The organism is Psychrobacter piscatorii (assembly GCF_001444505.1).
In the GTDB taxonomy this organism is placed as follows: domain Bacteria; phylum Pseudomonadota; class Gammaproteobacteria; order Pseudomonadales; family Moraxellaceae; genus Psychrobacter; species Psychrobacter piscatorii_B.
On record NZ_LNDJ01000085.1, the window covers coordinates 1 to 25,901 of the forward strand.

Consider the following 25,901-nt stretch of genomic DNA (forward strand, 5'->3'; position numbering starts at 1 on the left):
CGAATGTTCAACACGCCCTAGTTATATCGTCGAATCTTGATCGTTTATTTATAGCGATTTGTCGATAGGACTATTTTTAATACTTCATTTAATATAGACAGCATATAACCATAACACAAGCGATAGCAATGACTCGAATGGCGCGATAATAGATAAAAGTTGACCTCATTTGTGATAAGTGCAACTATGATTCAGACTGGATAGGGTACAGAGGGTTTTATGGAGTTTTGGCATGGGTTTTTGCTAATCACTAGCGTTCACTTGCTGGCGGCCGCCTCACCAGGGCCTGATTTTGTGTTGGTCTCGCAGCAGACATTAGCCAAGGGTCGGCGTACTGGTTTGATTTGTAGTTTGGGTATTACCTTAGGATTATCGGTACACATTATCTATTCGGTGCTGGGACTGGCGACGGTGATTGCGCATTCGCAGCCAATATTGACCGCGATTAAATGGCTGGGTGGCGGCTATTTGATCTATCTAGGGTGGCAAGGCATTCAGGCCAAACCTAAAAAGCCAGTAGAACTAACAGCGTCAGTAACGCAAGAGAACGCACCTATTGATCATTTACAAGCAAAGCAAGACGCCTCTACTCATACCAAATTTACAACGCCTAACGATACTTTTACCACATTGCGTCGCGGGTTTTTCTGCAATGTCTTCAACCCAAAAGCGCCTGTCTATTTTGTGGCGATTTTTACCCTTGTGCTATCCCCAGACATCCCACTTTGGCAATTGGCGATTTATGGCGTCTGGATGATGGTCTTACAGATGGCATGGTTTAGCACCGTGGTGATGCTACTCTCTGTCCCTGCAATTCACCGCCGCTTTCAGCGTTTTGAGCATTGGATCGACCGTGTGTTGGGGTCTGCGATGATCGTATTGGGGCTCAACCTGATCTTGCGTCATCGATAACTCATTTGCGAGCGGTGAAATCTGCTACACTGCTGACTTATATCCATATATCGTAGCCTGACATTATGACAAGTAAGCCCATGACCCGTAATCCTGCCAATAGTAAACACAGAAACCGATCGCCTGCGACCGCCAAAAAACTCGGTCAATTGCATCCGCGCAATCCACATCAAGGTCGTTACGACTTTGCCGTATTGACTCGCGCGTTGCCTGAGCTTGCTGAGCATACCATCACCAACCCCAAAGGCGAGCCGACGATTAATTTCTCGGATCATCAAGCAGTTCGTGTGCTAAATAAAGCATTGTTGGCGCACTATTACGGCGTTAAGTTTTGGGATATTCCTGACGGCTATCTATGTCCGCCAATTCCTGGCCGTGCCGATTATATTCACTATATTGCGGATTTACTCGCGCAAACCACGCACGTGAATGCCGACAACACACCGCCAACCGGTAAAGAGATTCACGCGCTAGATATCGGTACGGGTGCCAGTGCGATCTATCCGATTGTCGGTAGTCAAAGCTATGGTTGGCGCTTTACCGCAAGCGATATTGATCCGGTTTCGGTCAATACTGCCGCCCTCATTTGTGACGCCAATCCTAAGCTAAAAAGCGCGGTCAAAGTAAAGCTACAGCCTGAGCCTAAGTTCATCTTTAAAAACATCATTGGTCGTCAAGATTACTTCGATGTGGTGGTGTGTAACCCACCGTTTCACGCCTCATTAGAAGAAGCGATGGAAGCCAATAGCCGCAAGCAGCACAACCTGCAACGCCATCGCGGTAAAAATGAAAGCGAGCAAATCAGCCGTCATTCAACCAAGTCAGGTAACGCGGCGCAAAACCTAAACTTCGGTGGTCAGCATAAAGAATTGTGGAGTGAAGGTGGCGAAATTGCGTTTTTGACCAAGATGGCAAAAGAAAGCCAAAGCTTTGCAGAGCATGTTGGCTGGTTCACGACGTTAGTATCAAAATCTGAAAATGTGAAACCTTTACAACTACTATTAAAGCAGCTTAATGTCGCGCAGATGCGTATCATTGAGATGAGCCAAGGTCAAAAGAGCACTCGTGTACTCGCGTGGCGCTTTGATACCGACGAAGAGTAGTCGTTGAATACATAATACGCCTAAGTTTCACGTGAAACAAAAAAAACACCGCTTTGATACTCAAGGCGGTGCTTTTTGCATAAAGGCTAAGTGAAACTCTAAATAGATTAGCCAAAGAACATGACTTTGATACCAATCGCAATCAGTACCACACCGCCCAATACTTCGGCTTTATCCTCTAGCCATGTGCCTGAGCGACGTCCCAAATAGACCCCGAGCCAGCCAAACACAGCCGTTACAACCGCGATAATCAAGCAGGCAAGCCATGCGTTTAACGCCAATAAATTGAGCGTAAATCCTGCTGCCATGGCATCGATACTGGTAGCAATAGCAAGGGTAAACATGGTGCGATGGCTAATGACACTACCGCCCACGTCAATATCTTCTTCGTCATCCTCACCACTGAGCACTTCGTACAGCATCTTGCCACCCAGAGCAATCAAGATGATACCGCCGATCCAAGGCGCGGCCGCCGCCAACCATCCCAACAGCGCTGCACCCAATAAATACCCAATGAGCGGCATCACACCCTGCGCGATACCGAAATATAATGCGGCATAAATAGCGAGATGACGTGCATATTGCTGGCTTTGTTTCTGTGACTTTGCGCCCATTCCTATCGATACTGCAAACGCATCCATCGCGAGTGCAATCGCGAGCAGCACTACTTCAATCATGGTATTTTCTCTTAACTCGAATAGCAGGTATGATTAACTTTATAAAAAAGGTTTCATGTGAAACAAAAATACCGCTTCGATAGACGACGCGGTATTTTTATACGTTGTTACTGATCAGTTTCAAAATTAGATATCTAGATTTGAGACGGTTAACGCATTTTCTTCGATGAAAACACGACGCGGCTCGACATGATCACCCATCAAGCAGGTAAACATATGATCAGCGGCAATCGCATCTTCGATAGTGACACGTAGCATACGACGGTTTTCTGGATCCATCGTCGTATCCCATAGCTGGTCGGCGTTCATCTCACCTAGACCTTTATAGCGCTGGATAGCCAGACCACGACGCGCGTCGAGCATCATTTGCTGCCAGAGATAATCGAAGTCACGTACTGGGATATCTTTAGTCGTGCCCGCACTTGCTTCACGGCGGATAAAGGCATCACTCTCAAGCAGGGTGTTCCACTCTCTTGATAGACGTAATAATTTGCCATACTCACCTGAGTTGATGAAGCTAGCATCTAACAGATAATGGTGCGCCAGTTGATGCACATATACCGTGACGCGTGGTAGCCATTGCGCCTTAGTAGATATAGCCTCATTGTCTGATGCTTCGCCTTCTGCGGTGCTTGCGGCCTCAGTGCCAATTGCAGGTGTCATACCCAATAGATCGGCAGCCGCTGAATCCATATTTTTTGGCTGCGGTGCATGAATATTGACCAACTCAATCTCAGGATTTAACTCACTACCAAAGACGTCAAGCTGAGCCTGCATGGCTTTTTGCCAGTCCTGCATCGCAGACTCATCATAAGTCATATCAACGGATAGCTTTGGCGTGTGCGTCAACGCATCCAGGATGACCGCTGGGAAGCGAATCTGCAAACGCGCTTTGATCAGCTGAGTTTGGTTATAATCATTAAGCAATGATTCAAGCGCTTGCCCAGTAATAGCGGGCGCATCAGCACTGATGTGTAGCTTGGTGTTGTCAATTGTTGACGACAATAGATACGCTTTTAGCGCCTCATCATCTTTGAGATACAGCTCTTGACGACCTTTTTTGACTTTATATAGCGGCGGCTGGGCGATATATACATAGCCACGATCGATCAGCTCAGGCGTTTGACGGAAGAAGAACGTCAGCAGCAGGGTACGAATGTGTGAGCCATCAACATCGGCATCGGTCATGATGATGATTTTATGATAGCGTACTTTATCTGGATTATACTCATCAGGGCCGATACCACAGCCGAGTGCGGTAATCAGGTTACCCACTTCAGCAGAGGATAGCATTTTGTCAAAACGTGCACGCTCAACGTTCAAAATTTTACCTTTTAGTGGCAAAATCGCTTGAGTTTTACGGCTACGGCCTTGCTTTGCTGAGCCACCTGCAGAGTCACCCTCCACAATATATAGCTCAGATAGTACTGGATCTTTTTCTTGGCAGTCAGCAAGTTTACCAGGCAGACCTGCAATATCCAGAGTCGTCTTGCGACGAGTCATTTCACGTGCTTTACGAGCGGCGTCACGCGCCCGTGCTGCTTCCATAATTTTGTTGGCAATGGCTTTACCCGCCGCTGGATTCTCTAGCAGGTAGTCATTGAACTTATCATGCATCGCTGATTCGACAGCAGATTTCACTTCACTTGAGACCAGCTTGTCTTTGGTCTGGCTTGAGAATTTTGGATCAGGCACTTTCACCGAGACAATAGCCGTTAGACCTTCACGAGCATCATCACCAGTCGCAGCGACCTTTTCTTTTTTGAATAAATTCTCACGATCCATATAGCTATTTAAGCCGCGTGTCAGGGCTGAGCGGAAACCCGATAGATGCGTACCGCCATCTTTTTGCGGAATATTATTGGTAAAGCACAGCACTTTTTCGTTATACGTATCGGTCCACTGTAGCGCGACTTCGACACTGATACCATCGTCTTGCTGACTGGTAAAATGGAATACTTCATTGATACCGTCTTTGCCTGCATTGATATAGCTGACAAACTCTAGTAAGCCGCCTTTGTGCTCAAACTCATGACGCTTATCAATACGCTCATCGGTCAGAACGATACGCACACCGGAGTTCAAAAATGACAGCTCGCGTAGGCGTTTTGCCAAAATATCATATTCAAAAACCGTACCGGTGAATACGTCGCTACTTGGATAAAAGCGGATTTGCGTACCGGTTTGATCGGTCGCTTCCATCTGCTGAATATCAGCGTCAGGTACGCCATCAGTATAGGTCTGATGGTAATGATAGCCTTCACGCCAGATATTCATCTCAAGCTTTTTAGACAACGCATTGACGACCGATACCCCAACACCGTGCAGACCGCCTGAGACTTTATAACTGTTATCATCGAACTTACCGCCTGCATGCAGGACTGTCATGATGACCTGCGCCGCTGATACCCCTTCCTCTGGATGAATATCGACTGGTACACCGCGGCCATTATCCATCACACTGACAGACTCGTCTTCGTGAATGATGATATCAATCTGATCACAGTGACCGGCCAGCGCCTCATCGATAGAGTTATCCACGACCTCAAAGACCATATGATGCAAGCCTGTGCCATCGTCAGTGTCACCAATATACATACCAGGGCGCACGCGTACAGCCTCTAGCCCACGTAGTACACGGATATCCTTAGAACTATAATCAGAAGGTAATACTTCTGAAACTACAGTAGACACAGCGGCTTCAGTAGCACTGTCGTCTATCAATTGCTCGTGGTCAATAGGTAATGAATCACTCATTTACATTCCTTAATCTAGCCATAATCAGCCGTTTTTATCAGCGCACTTATAAAAATGCACCTCATGATGGCATCTTAAAACCAACTTCTATTATTCATCACTTAGAGTGCATATGAGCGGCTAAACCACTAACCACTGCTAACCTCAAAAAGGCTGCATAGAGATAAAATTGGCAAATTACTTATTAGTAATAGTCTTTGTTTTTCTAGCCATTGTTAAAACTATTGAAATAAATAAAATATTTAATTATCAATTACTTATAAAGAAATAAAAAATAGAAATCTGTTATATGATGCTATCGAATAAATTGCTGAGAACAGGACAAAAATAAAGGGTTATTTTAGCATTTTTTTGTCTGTAAGTCACTGTTTACTGGGAGTTTTACGACTTATGAGTCAGTGTCTTTGCCTAATAGCTAGTATAAGTAATAGTTGTGACTGTGATACTCAGTAAAGGACGCATAAAAGGAGTTATAAGTACGCAGGAAAATGCTTAAAGTGATGATAAGCGACTAAGAATTAATCAGCAGGAATTAATCAACAGACAGTATCTGGCCTTGTTTCACGTGAAACAATCTAGGTTTTGACCACAACTCATTAACCAGAGGTACGATATCATCCGTCAAGCTGGTCATGAACACCTGACAAGGCAGCTGCGCTAATGTTGATAAAAGAATACCTATCGCTCTATCATCTAACTCTGCGGTGATGTCATCTAGTAGCACGACAGGGGTCGCTCTCGATGTTGAGCTATTATCGAACGAACCACTATCTTTATTATCATTGAGCAGTAATGGTAGTTGTGATAAGCGTAGCGCAGTAATAAGCAGCTTCTTTTCACCGCGGGACAATACATTGGCGGCTTGTTCTTTTAAAGCGGGTAATTTACTGGGTGTCTCAGGGTCTGAGGATGACACTTTTTTATTGGTAGGTTGGTTATCTATAGTGTTGTCAGAGCGCCAATGTACGTGGATATCAGCCCGATGATTGCCTATACGGGTATATCCTAACTGTAAATCCTGCTCTAATCGCTCATTAAGCTGTACATCAAGCGCAACATGAGTGTCATAGCCAGCGTTATAACTTAGGCTCAATTGCTCAGCATAAGACGGCAACAATTGCAGAACACTTTTAGCAAAATAAGGCTGCCACTCAGTAAATACTTGCTCACGATAATGATGTATCAATGCCGCATGATTACTTAGTCCTTTATCCCAAGACTTTAGCTCAGCTAGCTGGACTTGCGTCAATTGACGAGTCTTTTTTAGTAAACTATTGCGCTGTTTTAACAGGCGTTGATAGGCGACCCATTGTGGGTGAAAACCTTGTTTCATGTGAAACACCAACCAATCTAATAGCTGGCGACGACTGGCACTACCCTGCTCTAACATATCCATCGTTGAGGGATCTATCAATAGCGTGGGCAGTTGCTCGGTCAATATACTTTGATTGTAGACAGTAGCTTGATTAAGACGCAGAATGGTTGTCGCATCTGTTTGTTTTTGAATGGCTAACGTACGACTATCATTGAGCCTAGCATATACGGTTGTATTATTCTGATGGTGCTGTATATAACGTTTTGGCTGGTGATGGCGAAAGCTTTTGCCTCTCGATAATAAGAATATCGCTTCAAGTAAAGAGGTTTTGCCGCTACCATTTGCACCGATGACAACGTTGCAAACGGTCGACTGCAAATTAACTTGTGTGAGGTTGCGCAGATTTGATATTTGTAGACGTTCAATCATGATATCGATAGCCGCCCATTATTTTCAGCTTTCAAAGCAAGCAAAAGTTTATTTAAATTTAAGCTGTCCACGTAAATACTTAAAAGATGCTAGCGCGGTTCAATGCTGTATGATGTGCAAAAAATCAGACTATATACGCATCGGCATGATGACGTATTGATGGAATTCATCATTAAGCTGATTGACCAACACTGAAGCATTCGATTGGCTCATATGCATCTGCAAATCACCTTGAATAACACTTAGCACATCTTGTAGATACGCAGCATTGAATGATAACTCCATTGGTTCGCCCTGATATTTGGCTTGTATCATCTCCACGGCTTCATCTTGCTCAGCATTATTGGCACGTACCTCTACCATACCATCACTGGCAAAATTAAAGACCACACCGCGCGACTTCTCATTACTCAAAATCGCAACCCGGCGTAATACGTCAGTCATTTTTTCTTGACTAAATAACGCGAGCTTATCTGTATTGCTTGGCATGACGCGGCGATAATCAGGGAATTTGCCATCAATCAAACGGGCAGTAAACGTCACCATTAGGTTTTGGCTGACTTGCCCTGCACTATCTACATCGCCAAATGGTAAGCTCACTTGCAAAAACTCACGCCCAAAACTCAGCGTAACTGCATTGTCCTTATCCCCTAGCATTTTGCCAAGCTCAGTCGCCAAACGCTCAAGCTCGATCACTGCCTTACGTGGCAAGATAGCCTGCATGCTCAGATCAGCACTCACATCTATAACGCTACGTGCCAAGGCCAATCTATGTCCGTCAGTCGCAACGGTCGTCAGCTGCTGCTGTGAAACATCAAACAGCATACCCGTCAAATAATAACGTACATCTTGAATTGCCATCGCAAACTGAGTTTTGTGAATCAAATCTGTCAAGCGACTACGGCTGATGTTCAACGGCGTGATATTTTCAGGATTGCCCAAGCTTGGATAGTCTTCACTGGGTAAGGTACCTAGCGTGAAACGGCTCTTGCCACTGGTAAGTAGACAACGCTCATTCGCTTGAGTCGCTAGGTTAACTTGGGCTTGTGCAGGTAAAGACTTACAAATATCTTTTAGTTTTGTTGCAGGTAGCGTCGTTGTTCCTGCTTCAACACAAGCACCAGCAGGCAATTTCAAGGTCGATGTCAGCTCCACTTCTAAATCTGAGGCTGTCAAGATAAGCTCGGACTCTGATAACTGCAGCTTAATATTACCCAATATCACCATATTATGGCGTTTATCAGCGGCTTTGGCGATCAAGTTGATAGCTTTTAGTAACGATTCTCGATTGATCGATAATTGCATGCTTAGTTACTCTTATTTGAATGATTTTTTATAAAAATTTGACGTAATCGTCTAATAATACCTTGTCTACCGACTATAATCTACAGAGCATCTATCTGCTTATATTTTCAATATTATAAACGATATTTTCTCCCTAAAATACAGTGAAGACTTACTCTACTAACCTGCCTGTAACATCAACGCTAGCGTCTTATAATCCTTGTCAAACGCTGGATCTGCTGCTCGTAATTCATTTACTTTATCGCAAGCGTGCATCACTGTAGTATGGTCACGTCCACCAAATGATTGACCAATTTCAGGAAAACTATCACCTGTTAACTCACGCGATAAGGCCATCGCTATTTGGCGAGGTCTGGCGATGCTACGCGTACGTTTACGCCCCATAATGTCTTTCACCGTTACATCATAGTATTCAGCGACTATTTTTCGGATATTATCCATATTTACGGCTTGTACACGCATAGCGACGATGTCTTTTAACGCGTATTGCACCATCTCAAGAGTAATCTGTGCACCTGTCAAATTAGCATTTGCAAAAACTTGATTGAGAGCACCCTCCAAACGTCTGACATTGGATACCACGTTTTGAGCGATAAACAATGCACATTCTTTAGGCAGCACCATGCCATAAGAAGCGGCTTTTTTCTGCAAAATTTGCACGCGAGTATCAATCTCAGGAGGGTCAACTGCGACTGTCAATCCCCAAGAAAATCGCGACCTAAAACGCTCATCAAATTCCGTCATTTGTGATGGATGACGATCAGAAGCCAAAATCAGTTGTTTGTCACCACTGGTAAAGTCTGCAAATAACGTCAAAAACTCATTACTACTTTTGGTCTTTCCGGCTAGTACATGGATATCATCCACAATCAATAAATCTACTTTTTTTATTTTCTTTTTAAAATCTTCTATTTTATTATTTCTTAATGAATAAACTAATTGGTTTATAAATTTTTCAGAAGTAAAATAATAAAAACTTTGATTATTTTTTAGATATCGATGTGCTACAGAATGCATTAAATGCGTTTTTCCTAATCCAGAAGGTCCATATATAAATAAAGGATTGTGCCGATTTTTTGATTGTTTTTTACCAAGCTCGTAACAAGCTTTGTAGGCCAGATTGTTCGACTTACCAGTGACAAATGTCTCAAAAGTAAAGTCAGGGTTGAGATAGCTCAGTGATTTAGCATCAGCCGAGTCGTTTAGTTCTCCCTGACGCATATTAGCGTCGATATCTGCTTTTGAATTATTGTGGTGAATAGATTCAAATTTATGTTCAGGCAGGGTAGGGGAGGGATTATCTTCTACAAATAATGAGCCTGATTGAGAGTGATTACCACCTTCTACATCACGTCCAGCATTATCAACGCGTACGACAACTTCCTCAATGCTCCCTTGACTGTGCTTAGCGACCAATTGCTGAATATCTTGAAGATGGTTCTTTTTGATATACGTCACAAAATAATCATTAGGTGCAAGAATGACCAGAGTCTGTGCTTCTTGATGAGCTGACAGAGGCCTCAGCCACATGGTGAACACGTTGTCTTTAACGTTATAGCGCAAATCGTTCAGACATTTATCCCAAATATTTGCTGTGTCTATCATGAAAAATACTAACCCTGTAATTTGAAATAATAGTTATATGTAGTGGTCTGAGCACTCTACTAACTCTAAGCTCTCATAGCAGTTATTTGTCTCAAGAACTAAGTAGAAATGACATACCAGATCACGTATTTAGATAGGGGCTAATCTAACACAGATACCCTGTGGATAAAACCTTGTTTTTTGGGGATAAAACTGTGGATAGTTTTGGGGATAACTCAACAAGGCAAGTTATCCATATTTAACCCACAGGTTATCCACAGTCTTACCCATAGCGTAGTAAATTGATAATGAAAGAGAAAACTAAGTTAACCACAGATATATAGGCGCCCAATAACAACAATACTTATATATATTAATTAATAATTATTATAGAGCTCACTAAAAACTGTGGATAACTTTAAAAACTACGGTTATTTATCTGACAAACTGTAACAGTAAAAAAGAGTGTTTATCAGCAATATGTATTAATCTGATAACAGAAGACTTAGCCTTTGAAGACAGCTAAAATTAGTTTATTGACCATAAGTATGCAGAATGGTATAATCCTCCGTTATTACGAATTTAGTCCATTATTTTGATAGGTGAGTTATGAAACGTACATTCCAACCAAGCGTGATCAAGCGTAAACGTACTCACGGTTTCCGTGCTCGTATGGCAACTAAAAAAGGCCGTCAGGTCTTAGCTCGTCGCCGCGCTAAAGGACGTCATCGTCTAACTGTATAATCAGTAAGTAGCGATAAGCATGGCTAATGGTGCTTGTTGTGTTCTTATTGTTTATAGATTGCAATAGTCAATCATCACAACTGACATTTAGCCATATATTAAAAGCGCCCACATCGGCGCTTTTTTTGTTTTTACATTTTGCTATTATCTCTAATATCTCTAATATCGCTACTCCCTATCATATTAGGTCATACTATGCCCCAGTCTACTTCAGCGACACCTACAGCCAATTTTACTAAAGAGCAGCGCTTGCTAACGCCACAAGCATTTCGTGAAGTGTTTGACGCACCTGAGCGTAAGATACATCAGAGCCATTTGATGGCTTTTGTGAGACACAGTCCCTATGATAAGCCACGTATCGGTATGGCAATTACTAAGCGTAAAGTGCCTACTGCTGTCGTTCGAAATTTGATTAAACGACATATCCGTGAGCAGTTCCGTACAAAAGCTTTTAAATTAGAAAATAAAGATATTGTTTTTATAGTAAAAAAATCGATAAAGGATATTGATAATAAAGAATTAAAAAATGAAATAAATAATATTTTTAAAAAAATAGAAAAAAAATAAAATGAAAAAATTATTAGTTTTAATGAATAAAATAATTTTTAGTTTTGTATTAAATGTAATAAAGTTTTATCAAAAAATAATTAGCCCTATCATACCTGCTCGCTGCCGTTACTATCCCACCTGTTCAAACTATGGTAAACAAGCTTTGGCGTGGCATGGCACTCGTGTAGGTAGTTGGTTGCTGTTAAAACGTCTTAGTAAATGTCATCCGCTTGGTGGACACGGCATTGATTTTGTCCCGCTCCCTTTATCTTCTTATCGGTATCAATACTTGTCCTTTACTGATATATCTAATAGTACCGCTCAAGGACTGGGCGTTTACCGAGATCGTCAGGGGTATGTGCCACGTCTTAACTACTTAATGAAGACAACATAAAAATCATAACTTCGGGCTTTAGATATCATCTTCAATGACTTACCCACAAGTTATCCACACTCTTGGTATCATTTGAAGCAGATTTTTAGTAAAATGATGCACATTTTATGTAAATGACTCTCAACGCAGTTATCGATCATGGAGATAACTATGCAGTACAGTCATGACACATGCCCTAATTTTTAATCTAGGAAAGGTTTATGCAAAAGATATTTCGGGTGATGATCATCATTGCGATGCTAATTACCGCTTATCTGCTGATTTTGGCATGGCGAGATGATTATGCCGATGCACCAGCTGTAGAAGCGGTGCCAGAAACTACAAGTTCAGTAGGTGCTGACATTCCTTCTACCACTGGTGCCGCAGGTGATATTCCGGTTCAGACCCTACCTGTGGATAACGCAGCTGTGACAGCGACCCCTGCAAAGGATACAGGATTAATCACGGTAACGACCGATCGCTATGATATTAAAATCAATCCAGAAGGCGGTGATATTGTCTATGCTGCGCTCAAGCAATATGACGCGACGCTCGATAGCGATAAGCCTTTTGTATTGCTAGAAAACAACAGCAACCGTGTATACGTGGCTCAGTCTGGCTTGATTGGTCAAAATGGTATTGATACGGCAGAGGGTCGTGCGATTTATAGCCACACCGCCAACAATTATGTGATGGAAGCAGGACAACAAACACTGTCAGTACCACTTACTTACAAGAAAGATGGCGTGACAATCACCAAGACCTTTACCTTTACTGAAAATAAATATCCGATCGATATTAGCTACAAAATTCAAAACGCCTCCACCAATGCGTGGCAAGGTCAGATGTTTGCGCAGCTAAAACGTGACGATAGTAAAGATCCTGGTATGTCTGATAAAGGCGCGCTGAGCATGGCGACTTATCTTGGTGGTGCTTGGGGTACGCCAGATGATCCATATAATAAACTGAAGTTTAAAGACTTCAGCGATGGCGAGCTAACGACGACCAGCGATAAAGGCTGGGTTGGCATTGTACAGCATTATTTTGTCTCTGCATGGACGCCTGAAAACTTCACGGGTAAATTCTTTACCCGCGAGACTGGTAACGACTACTTTATTGGCTTTAACAGTCAGCCAGTCAATGTCGCACCAAACAAGCAAGTGACATTGGACGCCACACTGTACGCAGGTCCAAAAGTACAGTCTGAGCTAAAAGATGTGGCAGTGGGTCTGAATAAGACGGTTGATTACGGCTTATTGTGGCCAATCTCGAAGGTCTTATTTGCTATCTTAGAAGGTGTGCATAAAGTTGTGGGTAACTGGGGTTGGTCAATCATTATCCTCACCATTTTAGTCAAAATTGCTTTGATGTGGTTCTCTAATAAGAGCTACTACTCAATGGCAAAAATGCGCGCTATTGCACCGAGACTAAAAACGCTAAAAGAAGAGCATGGCGACGATCGTATGAAAATGTCGCAAGAAATGATGGCCATCTACAAGGAAGAGAAAGTCAATCCGATGGCGGGTTGTCTACCTATCTTGATGCAGATGCCAATTTTCTTAGCTTTGTACTGGGTGCTCGTAGAGAGTGTCGAGCTGCGTCATGCGCCTTGGATTTTGTGGATTCGCGACCTTTCTGCAATGGATCCGTGGTTTATTTTGCCGCTATTGATGGGTGCATCAATGTTCATACAGCAGCAGTTGAATCCGCAGCCAGCAGATCCAATGCAAGCAAAAGTGATGAAGTTCCTGCCAATTATCTTTACCGCATTCATGCTGTTCTTCCCAGCAGGTTTGGTATTGTATTGGACAGTGAACAACTTGTTCAGTATGACTCAGCAATATATTGTAAATAAGAAAGTCGAAGAAGAGCAGAAACGTCGCACGGTAAAAATAGTTGACTAATTGACGCTCTATCAGAAGGATAAAAACAAAAACCATCGCGCAAGCGGTGGTTTTTTTATAAGTGCTAAAATGTTATCCACAGCTTATCAACATCAAAGAGAAAATATCAACGATTAGGACGCGTTTCAAAGTTTACTTTGTCACTATGAGCACAGACGTCTATAATGGGATTTTTAGTTATTGAGAGTTATTGTGGATTCCTTAGAGATGGCATTAGCCACACCTAATTCTTCTGAAAAATCTAATACATTGGGACTCGCCACGATTGCTGCGATTGCAACGCCACTCGGGCGAGGGGGTGTGGGAGTTATACGTCTGTCAGGTAGCCGTGCTTATGCCATGGCCTGCGCGCTGACGGGTAAATCTGCTTTTACGCCGCGTATGGCTAGCTTCTGCCGCTTTTATCAGGCGGATGGCACCGTTATTGATGAAGGGCTCGTACTGTTCTTTAAAAGTCCGCACTCATTCACGGGTGAAGATGTGATTGAGCTGCAAGGGCATGGCGGCGTTATTTTGCAGAACCAGTTGCTTGCACGTGTATTTGAATTGGGTGCCAAACAAGCGAGTGCCGGAGAGTTTTCTTATCGCGCTTTTGATAACGATAAGTTGGATTTGGTGCAGGCAGAGGCGATCGCTGATGCGATTGATGCGACCAGTGCGGCGGCCGCGAGTAGTGCGATTCGTTCACTAAGTGGTGAGTTCTCCCAAAAAATAAACCAGCTATTAGAACAGTTGATTCATTTGCGCTTGCACGTTGAAGCTGCCATTGATTTCCCTGATGAAGAAGATGTCGATTTTTTATCTGACGGCGTGATACAGAGCAAACTTGAGCAAACGCAAGATAAGATACAGCAAGTCTTAGCCACAGCAAAGCAAGGTCAGCTCTTACGTGATGGTATCCATGTTGTCCTAGCAGGTAGGCCAAATGCTGGTAAATCAAGCCTGCTAAATCGTCTAGCAGGGCAAGAACGTGCTATCGTTACCGATGTCGCTGGCACCACGCGTGATACGTTACAAGAGACGGTCGTGCTCAACGGTTTAACACTACATCTTACCGATACGGCAGGCCTACGTGATACAGAGGATACCGTAGAGCGTATCGGCATTGAACGTGCCCGTACCGCCATTACCCAAGCTGATATGCTGCTGATGGTTTACGATGTGACTCGCGATGTTGAAGAAGAAAGCACACCGTTGCAATTGGCTGAGCAGTTATTCGGCGAGCTGCCAGATGCCAAACGATTACTCATCATTGCCAATAAAAGTGATCTACTGAGCGATGATAGTAGCGAAAAATCTGCCTCTACGATGCAAGCCGAAATCAAAGATAGAGGCTACGAACAAGTTAATGTTTCATGTGAAACAGGCGCTGGTATCGATAATTTAGTCGAAGTACTATGCGCTAAGGTAGGTTTTCATCCACCAGAAAATAGCTTAATCGCTCGTACTCGTCATATAGATGCTCTCAGACGGACAGCCAACTATTTAACAGAGGCGCATGAGCAGTTAACGGTATTCCAAGCAGGTGAGTTGGTTGCTGAAAGCTTGCGTCAGGCCCAGCAGAGTTTGGGTGAGATTACAGGTGAGTTTAGTGCTGATGATTTGCTTGGCAAGATATTTGGTAGTTTTTGTATCGGTAAATAACGGTTGAATAACTCTATCTATTACTCAATACATTTGTCTATCTCATAAGTTTTGCTTTTATTCTTAGTCGTAAAATAAGGAATTGCTATGCACTGCCCGTATTGTAATGCATCAGAGACAAAAGTGATTGACTCACGTCTTGCTGCAGAAGGTGCGCAAGTGCGTCGCCGCCGTTCATGCAACAGTTGCCAAGAGCGTTTTACAACGTTTGAGATGGTAGAAGTGGTGATGCCAAGGATTATCAAATCCAGCAACAAGATTGAACCTTACGACAATGAAAAGCTGCGTCGGTCTATCTTGTTGCCTTTGCAAAAGCGCCCCATCACTATCGATGAGCAAGAAGCAATGATCAGCCGAGTTGAAAAACGCGTCAGACAGATGGGTGAGCGTGAAATCAGTAGTAAAGTCTTGGGCGAAATCATCATGAGTGAACTAAAAACTTTAGATGATGTTGCCTATGTGCGCTTTGCTAGCGTCTATCGCGACTTTCAAGACATTGATGCTTTTCATCAGGAAATTGCCAATATCCGTCCAAATGACAATTAAGCTGGTACATCAATAAATATGTCTAACTATTAAACTGATTTTGAGTTCAAAGCGCCTAAATTATTAAATAAAATTCTCTGTAATTATAACCAATCATTTATAAGCCTACTGTTATGCCAACTATAAATCACTCTCAAGATGCGCAAGATCGCTACTTTATGATGCTTGCTATCGAACAAGCTAAGCTCGGTTTATATACTACTAGGCCAAATCCAGTAGTAGGTTGTGTCATCGTCCAAGCTGAAGAAGTGGTCGGTCAAGGGTTTCATCCGAAAGCTGGTGAGCCACATGCAGAGGTATTTGCGTTAAAAGAAGCAGGCGATCGAGCAGTGGGCGCAACGGCTTATGTGACTCTAGAGCCATGCAGCCATACAGGGCGTACACCGCCGTGTGCGTTGGCACTTATTAAAGCTAATGTAAATCGTGTTGTGATTGCCGGTCTAGACCCCAATCCACAGGTGGCAGGTCGCGGGGTAAAGCTACTTAAGCAAGCTGGTATTGAAGTGACGGTTGGCATACTGACGGAGCAGGCAGAAGCATTAAATCGCGGGTTTTTAAAAGCCATGCGGACTCAGATGCCATATGTCAGATTAAAAATAGCGACTAGCCTAGACGGTCGTACCGCGATGGCATCTGGTGAGTCAAAATGGATTACATCAAACGCAGCCCGCGAAGATGTGCAAAAGATACGCGCACGAAGTGGGGCAATCATAACCGGTAGTGAGACAGTGATAGCTGATGATCCGCAGCTCAACGTGCGTTCAAATCAACTAGGCGTATTACCCGAAAAAATACCATCACCTCAGATTGTAGTGCTCGATAGACGTCAGCGTTTAGAGCACAGTGCTCAGTCTGATTATCAATTGTGCCGCCGTACAGATACGATTTATTGGCGCACAGATGATCTCACTGATTTACTAGCAACATTAGTCAGAGACCATCAGTGTTATGATGTCTTGGTGGAGGCGGGTGCTGGCGTTGCGGGAAGTTTTTTGAGTCAGCAGCTGGTCGATGAATTGATTGTTTATCAGGCGCCTTGTCTACTTGGTGATCAAGCGCGACCAATGGTCAATTTCAACCCTATCTCACTGGCTCAACAGTTGCGCTTCGATATTTATAATTATGAGAAACTTGGTTCTGACCTTAAATTAACGCTATTGCCTTTGTAGGTTTCTTATTTGTGATTTTGTTATCCGCAAAATGCTTATAATGTGAACTATATGTGGATAAGTACGTTACTATTTTAAATGTTCCACATGAAACTGTGTATAACTTTGTTTCACATGAAACATGAAAAGCTGATTATTTTTGTGTCTTTATGATAAATTATATATTAATCAATAACTTATATTTTTTAAATCTTGCGTTGCGAGCGCTAAACTAAATTTAGCATCATTGTGGATAACTCTATAATTAATAAAGACTTTAAGAATATTCTATTGACTTATACTTACTTATCCACAATCTATCCTATGACCGCCTGCATTTCCCGTGTGTTTCACTGCGAAGTGTACTCAGAAAGACAGTACTAAGAAATTTGGTTAAGTATTTGATAAATAAAGTGATGTGTTTATAGCAGCATTATAATAACGAGATGAGGATGATATGTTTACTGGAATTATAGAAAGCGTTGGAACCGTAAAATCGATGCAACCAACGGGCGGTGATATACGCTTAACAATAGAGTCTAACGACCTAGATTTTAGCGACGTAAAGCTCGGTGATTCTATTGCATCGAACGGTATCTGTTTGACTGTTGTAGAGCTAGGTAATAACCATTACTCTGTTGATGTTTCACGTGAAACTATTGCTCGAACAGCGCTAGAAGCATTAAAAGCAGGTCATACGGTCAATTTAGAAAAAGCGATGCTACCAACGACTCGTTTTGGTGGCCATATTGTTGCCGGTCACGTGGATGGGGTAGGCGTCGTCAGTAAACTACAGCAAGACGCACGTTCTATTTATATTGAGATTGAGATACCACAAGAGTTGGCGCACTATACAGCGACCAAAGGTTCTATCACGGTAGATGGGATTAGTTTGACTACCAATCTGGTACGTGACAATATCGTTTCTTTAAATATTATCCCGCATACCGCTCAAGTGACCAATATCGCTAAGCATTGGTTGGTGGGTAACAAAGTCAATATCGAGGTGGATATCGTTGCACGCTATTTGGAGCGTTTGCTAAATAAATCACAATCTGGTGGTATGAATACTGCAAATCCTCAAAGCCAAATTACAGAAGCTTTTTTAGCAGATAATGGCTTTATGAAATAACGTTTGAGGCTGTACTTACCTGTTTAGATATTCACCCTGTCCATATTACGAAATCAAAGTATAGTCAATCCACTATAAAAGCGTTATACCGTTAACCTCGCTTGAAGTATGACATATACATCTGCACTCGGTTGCCTTGTACCGCTCTTATAGTGGATCAACTATAATGTTGAGAGGGTGATTTTTTTATTAACGTTTAGGGTATAAAGCTTTGTAGAACGGTGTCTAGATCCTTTTTACGGATAGGCTTGGATAAAAACTCATCCATTCCCACTTGCATGCACGCCTTGCGATCCTCTTCTGTATTATTCGCCGTTAGTGCGACAATAGGTATATCGTCGCCTTGTGCGCGGATTGCCTGAGTAGCTTGTAGACCGTCCATGACTGGCATCCGGCAGTCCATCAAAATCAGGGAGATCTCTTCACGCTGGCTGGCTAATATATCAAGCGCTTGCTGACCATCTTCTGCAACGATACTTCGATAGCCAAGTTTACTCAGCATTTTGCAGGCTATTTTTTGATTGGTTGGGCTATCTTCCACCACTAAGATAAGGGGTGATAATGGCTGCGAACTTTCTTCTTGAGCAGTTGTCTCGCTAATGTTCTCTTTAATATCTTGTGTTTGTGTTAGCTTTTTTCTAGCTGGCATTGTCAAGCGCAGGATTTCAGAAAGTAATAGCGCACTATCTAAAGGTTTTGCCAAAAAGCCATCACATTGATCGAGTAACATAGAGGGTATACGGCGCTCAGATTTCATACTAAATAGTATTTTAGGTAAGGATGTATTAGCGAGTAGGCTATTTAATGCCTGCCGTCTATCGATGCTAGTGACTATGTGATTGCTGTGCGTTAAATGGGGTTTTGTGAGGTCAGCCTGCTCTTGTGATAATGAGTTTTGATATTTCGCTGAGCTGTCAGTATCGGGCTTATTACCAACTAAGATCGCGCTGGTATCATAGTACTCATAATCTAGTAGAAGTATGGGTGCCAAGCTTTGCTGATCTTGACTTAGGCGTTCTGTTAATTGCTCTATAGTCGCTAGGTCTACAGCAGTATAAATAGTGCTAGATATCGCTAAGTGCTCACAAAGCCGCTGTAAATGTTGCGCGACAAGCGGCTGGTGGACGACCGCGATTAGGCAAATATGATTTAGGTGCTGACTAGGATGATATACCGACTGATAGTTTGGGCGTCGGCAAGGCAAATAAAGGTTGAACACGCTACCTTCATTCACGGTACTGGTTAGTTCTATAAAGCCGCCTAGTAATCGCGCAAAGCTATTGACGTTTTTCAGTCCCAACCCTGCATCGATAGCATTTTGCGCTACTGGGTTGATATCTTGGCTATGGGGTTTATTTAAGTACGACAAGAGCTGATGCTGTTTGGCAGATGTGATACCGATACCAGTGTCCTGCACACTAAAGCGCACCCAGCAACTCACTGCATCTGCGGTAAGGTTTTTATTGATAGACTGTAATGCCTCTTTGTTAGCCTCTGACATTTGCTCGTAGTCAGTTTGTTCTATAATAAGTGCGACATGTCCGGAGGGGGTGAATTTTACGGCATTATGCAGTAGATTCAGCAAAATCTGCCGGAGGCGCACGTCATCAGTACCAATAGAGCGTGGACAGTCTGGGGCAAAAAAGTAAATCAGCTCAAGCCCTCTTTGCCTCGTATCATTTATGATTAGCTCATTAACTTCCTGACCAAGCTTATAAATATCGACGGGCTCAATATTAAGGCGGGTTTTTCTAACCTCGATATTTCCTATATGTAGCGTCTCGTTGAGTGCGGTGAGCATGTTCTGACTGGTGGTAATCAAAGTATCTAATGTTTTGTTTTGTCTTGCATTCAATGTGTTCGGATCGATTGGCTCAAGGATATCGATCATAGCTTCTAGCGGTATGCGCAACTTATGACCGATGACAAACCTAAGTTTATTGAACTCATCAACCTTTTGCTGTAGCTGTTTATTTTGCTGTTGCAACTGCTCGTTCTGATTAACCAGCTCATTGATATCATTAAGCATTACCGTAAAACCATGAACTTGTCCATGCTCACCGAACCATGGAGTGGCATGCAACTGGTAGTTTTGTTTGTTTTGTATTCCATAGACGATCAATGTACGCGAGACTTGTAAACCAGCTAGCGTTTGAAGTATGTGCTGAGTAGCCTCGTCTTTGCCCATGACGAAATCAGTGATTATATGCCTGTGTCCGTTTTTGGTAGAAGGTGTAAATATTGTTTCAAAGCGTTGGTTATAGAAACTAATCTGACCATGACGTAAGCTCATCAGCATTGGCAGTGGTGCCTGATCAACCAAGCGCTCCAAACGATGATTTAATGTTTTGATACGTCGATAGTCGTTGTGTAGCTGATAACTGACGCGGCTCAGTGCATGACCTAGCAGCAAAAACTCAGTGGTGGACTTTTCTTGTAAAAAGGGCGGCGGCGTATAAGACTCTTTTGCATGAACACTCAAATTATCAGTGTAAGCTATTAGCTGCTCCCAGTTGGTTCGACGGTGGAGCATATAAAATAAAGCAATAAAAAATAGTATCAGAGCCACCGTTAATGGTAGCCAATAACGGTACGAGGTCCATTCGACAGTCAAAGGCTCATAGCGCAACACAATATAAACCTGATGACCACTTTCGAGCTTTATCGTTCCTGTTAAAGCACTACTACTGACTGTATAAGCACTTTGATTGTCCTTAGAAAAAGTGGCGGCATTGACTGTTGGAAACGTTACTGTCGTAAAAGCTGATTCATGAGGTCGAGTCTTACGATGGATATAGGTTTGCCCAGATGGCATCATCAAAATAAGCTGATAACTGATATGGTCAAAAGCAGGCTGTTTTAGGATTTTTTCTATTTCTACATCGATAGGCGCGGCATGCTCAGTAATACTGTACTGTAATGCATGAAAAGTATCTATACTGTGTTGTTCGCTATGATGTCTCAACCCATCAAAAAACGTGACATAGTACAGCAATAGCATGACCAGCAAGGTCGATGCATAGAAGATCAATAATCGCTGTAAGGACTTAAACTGTTGCATGAGAGCATGGCCCTATATCGACACAAAAACATATAGTGAAATCATCAACGTTTCTTATAGTAATTGATTTATTTAAAACCTTGGTACTGATACCTTTTTATTATCTATAGCAGAATAATAGTGTGTTATTTATAGAGTATTGCTGAAGAAGTATTTTTATTCTATAAAAAGGTCGATAACTAGAGCAATGACACTTTTTATATTATAAAGGCAAAAAGCGTCATTAGTCATACTGGATTGAGACTACCACAATTATGGCACAACGTCGTAAACTCACCTATAATGGGCAAATTAACCTTATATAATGCAAGACTATGACTACTGCCACTTTTGATCTGTCTAATACATCTATAAACAATAATAAACTATCTACCGAGCGACTAAGGGTGGTATTTGCAGGCACGCCTGAGTTTGCTGCCATTAGTCTAGAAGCGCTCATTCGCCAGCAAGACGCACTTAATATCGATATTGTCGCGGTATATACCCAGCCAGATCGCAAAGCAGGACGCGGCCAAAAGCTATCAGCCTCTGCTGTCAAAGAAGTGGCATTAGCGAACGATATTGCGGTAGAGCAGCCAGTCACCTTCAAAAAATCCAGCACAGAGGGCATGGCAGCACGACAGACGTTGCGTACGTATCAGCCAGATCTTATGATTGTCGCCGCTTACGGTCTGATTTTGCCTATCGGTGTATTGACCACACCCACGCATGGTTGTCTAAATATTCATGCCTCATTGTTGCCACGTTGGCGCGGTGCAGCACCTATTCATCGTGCATTATTAGCAGGTGATGATGAGACAGGTATCACCATCATGCAGATGGATAAAGGGCTTGATACTGGTGATATGCTCTATAAGGTGAGCGCTAGTATAGAGCCTGATGAGACGGCAGCGAGCCTACATGATAAGATGGCAGCGCTTGGTGCGACGGCTATCGCTACAGTATTAAAAGAGTTATTACATTACCAAGCACAGGCCGTTGCCCAGGATGACAGTCAGGCAAATTATGCCGAAAAGCTCGTAAAAACTGAAGGTGAGGTTGACTGGACACAACCTGCTGCTACCATCGAGCGTCAAATTCGTGGATTGACCCCGTGGCCAGGCGCTTATACTTTTCTAGAAGGGCAGCGTGTCAAAATACTCGCTGCACTACCCATCAATACCACACAAAAAACAGATAAGCCTGCGGGTACAGTCGTGAGTGTCGGGCGCAAGGCAATTTTGGTGGCTTGCGGTCAAGAGGTTGAACAACCAAATGATAAAGCCGCTCATGACGCACAACTCAGCAACACATTGGCGATAACTAAATTACAGTTTGCTGGTGGTAAGCCGATGACCGCGGAACAGCTTTGTCATGGTAATCAGCTAAACGACGGTGATAAATTCACAGCAGAATTAAAATAGCTTCATCTAAATAGCTTTAACGACATTTAACCCTACTAGCACAAGACGCGATCAATCATACGTCAAGGAACTACAACTTCATGAGACAAACCAATAGCGCGTCTAAAAAAAATGCACCTAGAAATAATGCACCTAGAAACAACAAGCTCAAGCCATCAAGCAATCTAATCATGAATGGCAGCGTTCGCGTTCGCGTGATTCGCACCTTGCTTGCTATTCAAAATGGTCAGTCGCTCTCAAGTGTCCTTGATCCATTACTAAACAGTCTACATGACGGTGATAAAGGTTTTGCGCATGCCTTGCTGCTCACAACGTTACGCCAATGGCATGCCCTTGCACGATTGCTCGACACGTTAGCGGACAATCCTATTGATGAGGTCGAGGTTCGTACTACGATTCAAGTGGGTTTGGTGCAGTTACTGTATTTGGAAGTGGCAGATCATGCCGCAATTCATGAAACGGTCGAAGCAGCAAAAGAGATTGAATTTGCTCATGCGACAGGCTTAATCAATGCTATTTTGCGCAAAGTCGCTAAGAACCCGAGTAAATTTCGTAAAAAGTGCGATAAAAAACACAGCTTACCGAATTGGCTTGCCTATCAGCTTAAGCAAGATTGGAGTGAGCAGTACGATGCGCTGACCCAAGGCTTACGCCAAGTGGCACCGATGTTTTTGCGAGTCAACTCTGCAGTTACTTCAGTAGAGGATTATCAACAGTCGCTGTATGGCGCAGAAATTGATGCAGATATCGTTGAGCTAACGACTGGTTTTAACGTAGCAAACTCGTCAGAGACTACTACAATACTATCGACCAAAGGCTTAAGACTGCATCAGACTACCGCTGTCAATGCTTTGCCTCATTTTTCCGAAGGCATTGCCAGCGTGCAAGATATGCATGCTCAGCTTGCGGCACCTATCATCAATAAAGCGTTAATGGCAAAGCTCAACGCTGAAAAATCTGATACGGAAAATACCAATAACGAGATACATATTTTAGATGCTTGCGCGGCGCCTGGTGGCAAGCTTGCCCACTGGTTGGAGTTACTCAGCTCAAATGACTCTTCATCGTTGTTTCACGTGAAACAAGATGATGCGGAAGCAAAGCCTTTAGCTTCTAAACTCAAGCTGACGGCTATCGATAATGAAGCACCGCGCATCGAACGCATCTATGACAATCTACAGCGTCTTAATCTAAAACAGCAAGACTTAGAGCAAGCTGAAAAAAATATCGCCCTTAACGTTGTCTGCGCTGATGCCACCAGATGGCAGCATGGCAAAAACAAAAAGGCGGCTACTAATGAGCCAGTATTCGATGCAATATTGTTGGATTCTCCTTGTACCGCGACGGGCGTGATTCGTCGTCATCCTGATATTAGTATTTTGCGTACCGAAGAAGACATCGAGCAAACGACACTGCTACAAGCAGATATCTTGCATAACTTATGGCCACAATTGAAAGCTGGTGGTTATTTGCTGTATGTCACGTGCTCTATCTTAAAGCAAGAAAACGTCGAGCAAATGCAGGACTTTATCACTCATCATAATGATGCGGCAGTGATTGAGTTTACCGAGGCTTGCAATTGGGGTATCGCGCAAACGATTGGTCGCCAATGCTTGCCAATCGATAGCGAGAGTGGCGATGGTTTTTATTATGCGTTATTGCAAAAGACTGCTGAATAAACCGCTTTTAACTATTGAATAACATTATTGTAGACAGGACAATCTAATGAAATATATCAGTACTCGTGGTCAGACAGCACCGATGGACTTTAGTGATGTGCTATTAATGGGCCTTGCGCCAGACGGTGGTTTGATGCTGCCTGAGCATTACCCAACCGTTGACGGCGCTGTTCTTGATGAGTGGCGTACGCTGAGCTATCCACAGCTTGCAATGGCGATTATGCAGCGCTTTGCTACAGACATTCCTTATGCGGATCTAAAAGACATTATTGAACGCACTTATACGGCTGATATATTTGGCTCTGATGACATTGTTCCTGTCCGCAAGCTCGAAGACAACTTATACATTTTAGGATTATCAAACGGCCCAACGCTGGCATTCAAAGACGTGGCTATGCAGTTCTTGGGTAATGCCTTTGAATACGTCCTCAAAAGAAAAGAGGCACGTATCACCATTATTGGTGCAACCAGTGGCGATACGGGCAGCGCGGCGGAATACGCATTGCGCGGTAAAGAAAACGTCGAAGTCTTTATGTTGTCACCGCATGGCAAAATGAGCGAGTTTCAGCGGGCGCAAATGTACAGCTTGACCGACGATAATATTCATAATATCGCGATCGATGGTATGTTTGATGATTGTCAGGATATCGTCAAAGCGCTGCAACAAGATGCTGACTTTAAAGCTCAGTATGACTTGGGCACGGTCAACTCTATCAACTGGGGTCGCATCCTCGCGCAGATCGTTTATTACTTTAAAGCCTATTTTGCGGTGACGACAAGCAATGATGAAAAAGTCAGCTTTAGCGTGCCTTCAGGTAATTTTGGTAATATTTGTGCCGGTCACATCGCTCGTGAAATGGGTCTGCCCGTTGAGCGTTTGATCGTCGCCACCAACGAAAACGACGTACTCAATGACTTTTTCAATCAAGGAGCGTATCAGCCACGTCCCACTGAAAAAACCTATGTCACTTCAAGTCCATCAATGGATATCTCAAAAGCCTCAAACTTTGAACGTTTTGTTTACCTATTGCTGGATAAAGACAGCGCACGCGTTCATGAGTTATTTGACGGTGTAAAATCAGGTCAAGGCTTTGACTTGTCTGATTTGATGGAGGCGGTCAATACGCGTTATGGCTTTGCTGCTGGCAAATCAACCCATAGCGATCGCTTAAACACGATCAAAGCATTGTATGAACAGCATGGCGAACTTGTCGATCCACATACGGCTGACGGTATCAAGGTTGCCAAAGAGCTACAGCGTGAAGGCGAAGTCATTATCTGTGCAGAGACCGCATTGCCTGTTAAATTTGCTGACACTATTATTGAAGCAGTAGGGCAAATCGACATCGAGCGTCCGGCTCACACGGAAGGTTTAGAGAGCCTGCCACAACATGTGACTGTACTAGAGAACAAAGCTGAATTGGTTGCGAAGCAAATTCGTCAACATGTTGAACCAAATCCAGCATAAGCGATAAACGTTTTGAGTTCATCTTCTATAGATAGAAGCGTTTGTATAAAAGTTACACCATTGTAATAAAGTGTTTATGATTGTGTTATGGTATAGATAATTGTAGTATTAGAAACAGCGTCGGCGAGTCATTATGTTGCTAGACGCTTTTTTTGGAATATTTCTAGC

19 protein-coding genes are annotated in these 25,901 nt (G+C 43.0%); 13 read left to right on the plus strand and 6 right to left on the minus strand.

Annotated elements, in window-relative coordinates:
• Positions 1-219: 219 nt before the first annotated feature.
• Positions 220-912: a LysE family translocator gene (locus tag AS194_RS09180; RefSeq protein WP_058025214.1), complete on the plus strand. Its 693-nt coding sequence runs from the start codon at positions 220-222 to the stop codon at positions 910-912.
• Positions 913-977: 65 nt separating this feature from the next.
• A complete protein-coding gene (gene rlmF, locus AS194_RS09185; RefSeq protein ID WP_058025215.1) occupies positions 978-2,015 on the plus strand; it encodes a 23S rRNA (adenine(1618)-N(6))-methyltransferase RlmF in 1,038 nt (345 codons plus the stop codon).
• Between the two features lie 107 nt (positions 2,016-2,122).
• On the opposite strand, the gene AS194_RS09190 is transcribed toward rlmF, so the two are convergent.
• From AS194_RS09190 to dnaA, 5 genes are all read right to left on the minus strand, one after another.
• Positions 2,123-2,692: a manganese efflux pump MntP family protein gene (locus AS194_RS09190; protein ID WP_058025216.1), complete on the minus strand. Its 570-nt coding sequence runs from the start codon at positions 2,690-2,692 to the stop codon at positions 2,123-2,125.
• Positions 2,693-2,818: 126 nt separating this feature from the next.
• Entirely contained in the window at positions 2,819-5,449 is a 2,631-nt protein-coding gene (gyrB, locus tag AS194_RS09195; protein WP_058025217.1) for a DNA topoisomerase (ATP-hydrolyzing) subunit B, read from the minus strand.
• 532 nt (positions 5,450-5,981) lie between these two features.
• Positions 5,982-7,193, minus strand: a complete 1,212-nt coding sequence (recF, locus tag AS194_RS09200; protein ID WP_058025218.1) for a DNA replication/repair protein RecF — start codon at positions 7,191-7,193, stop codon at positions 5,982-5,984.
• 129 nt (positions 7,194-7,322) lie between these two features.
• A complete protein-coding gene (dnaN, locus tag AS194_RS09205) occupies positions 7,323-8,498 on the minus strand; it encodes a DNA polymerase III subunit beta (protein WP_058025219.1) in 1,176 nt (391 codons plus the stop codon).
• A 159-nt stretch (positions 8,499-8,657) separates the two neighbouring features.
• The gene (gene dnaA / locus AS194_RS09210) at positions 8,658-10,103 is read right to left on the minus strand and encodes a chromosomal replication initiator protein DnaA (protein WP_058025220.1); all 1,446 of its coding nucleotides are present in this window, start codon (positions 10,101-10,103) and stop codon (positions 8,658-8,660) included.
• Between the two features lie 588 nt (positions 10,104-10,691).
• Here dnaA and rpmH point away from each other — a divergent pair.
• The 8 genes from rpmH (at position 10,692) to AS194_RS09245 (ending at position 18,122) form a co-directional block, all read left to right on the plus strand.
• Positions 10,692-10,826 (plus strand): 50S ribosomal protein L34, encoded by a 135-nt coding sequence (rpmH, locus tag AS194_RS09215; RefSeq protein WP_007394757.1) that lies wholly within the window; start codon positions 10,692-10,694, stop codon positions 10,824-10,826.
• Between the two features lie 195 nt (positions 10,827-11,021).
• On the plus strand, positions 11,022-11,393 hold the full coding sequence (gene rnpA, locus AS194_RS09220) for a ribonuclease P protein component (RefSeq protein WP_058025221.1): 372 nt from the start codon (positions 11,022-11,024) through the stop codon (positions 11,391-11,393).
• Position 11,394: 1 nt separating this feature from the next.
• Entirely contained in the window at positions 11,395-11,769 is a 375-nt protein-coding gene (gene yidD / locus AS194_RS13520) for a membrane protein insertion efficiency factor YidD (protein WP_083499653.1), read from the plus strand.
• Between the two features lie 200 nt (positions 11,770-11,969).
• Positions 11,970-13,652 (plus strand): membrane protein insertase YidC, encoded by a 1,683-nt coding sequence (gene yidC, locus AS194_RS09225; protein ID WP_058025222.1) that lies wholly within the window; start codon positions 11,970-11,972, stop codon positions 13,650-13,652.
• A gap of 207 nt (positions 13,653-13,859) precedes the next feature.
• Positions 13,860-15,296: a tRNA uridine-5-carboxymethylaminomethyl(34) synthesis GTPase MnmE gene (gene mnmE / locus AS194_RS09230; protein WP_058025223.1), complete on the plus strand. Its 1,437-nt coding sequence runs from the start codon at positions 13,860-13,862 to the stop codon at positions 15,294-15,296.
• 87 nt (positions 15,297-15,383) lie between these two features.
• A complete protein-coding gene (nrdR, locus tag AS194_RS09235; protein ID WP_058025224.1) occupies positions 15,384-15,842 on the plus strand; it encodes a transcriptional regulator NrdR in 459 nt (152 codons plus the stop codon).
• 113 nt (positions 15,843-15,955) lie between these two features.
• Positions 15,956-17,011 carry a bifunctional diaminohydroxyphosphoribosylaminopyrimidine deaminase/5-amino-6-(5-phosphoribosylamino)uracil reductase RibD gene (ribD, locus tag AS194_RS09240; RefSeq protein ID WP_058025225.1) on the plus strand — a complete coding sequence of 352 codons (1,056 nt, stop codon included), beginning with the start codon at positions 15,956-15,958 and terminating at the stop codon, positions 17,009-17,011.
• 436 nt (positions 17,012-17,447) lie between these two features.
• Positions 17,448-18,122 (plus strand): riboflavin synthase, encoded by a 675-nt coding sequence (locus tag AS194_RS09245; protein ID WP_058025226.1) that lies wholly within the window; start codon positions 17,448-17,450, stop codon positions 18,120-18,122.
• Positions 18,123-18,318: 196 nt separating this feature from the next.
• Here AS194_RS09245 and AS194_RS09250 read toward each other — a convergent pair whose 3' ends face one another.
• A complete protein-coding gene (locus AS194_RS09250; protein ID WP_058025227.1) occupies positions 18,319-21,183 on the minus strand; it encodes a response regulator in 2,865 nt (954 codons plus the stop codon).
• A gap of 314 nt (positions 21,184-21,497) precedes the next feature.
• Between AS194_RS09250 and fmt the strand changes: the two genes are divergently transcribed.
• From fmt to thrC, 3 genes are all read left to right on the plus strand, one after another.
• A complete protein-coding gene (gene fmt / locus AS194_RS09255; protein ID WP_058025228.1) occupies positions 21,498-22,586 on the plus strand; it encodes a methionyl-tRNA formyltransferase in 1,089 nt (362 codons plus the stop codon).
• Between the two features lie 80 nt (positions 22,587-22,666).
• Entirely contained in the window at positions 22,667-24,265 is a 1,599-nt protein-coding gene (locus tag AS194_RS09260; RefSeq protein WP_058025229.1) for a transcription antitermination factor NusB, read from the plus strand.
• 46 nt (positions 24,266-24,311) lie between these two features.
• Positions 24,312-25,733 carry a threonine synthase gene (gene thrC, locus AS194_RS09265; RefSeq protein WP_058025230.1) on the plus strand — a complete coding sequence of 474 codons (1,422 nt, stop codon included), beginning with the start codon at positions 24,312-24,314 and terminating at the stop codon, positions 25,731-25,733.
• Positions 25,734-25,901: the final 168 nt, after the last annotated feature.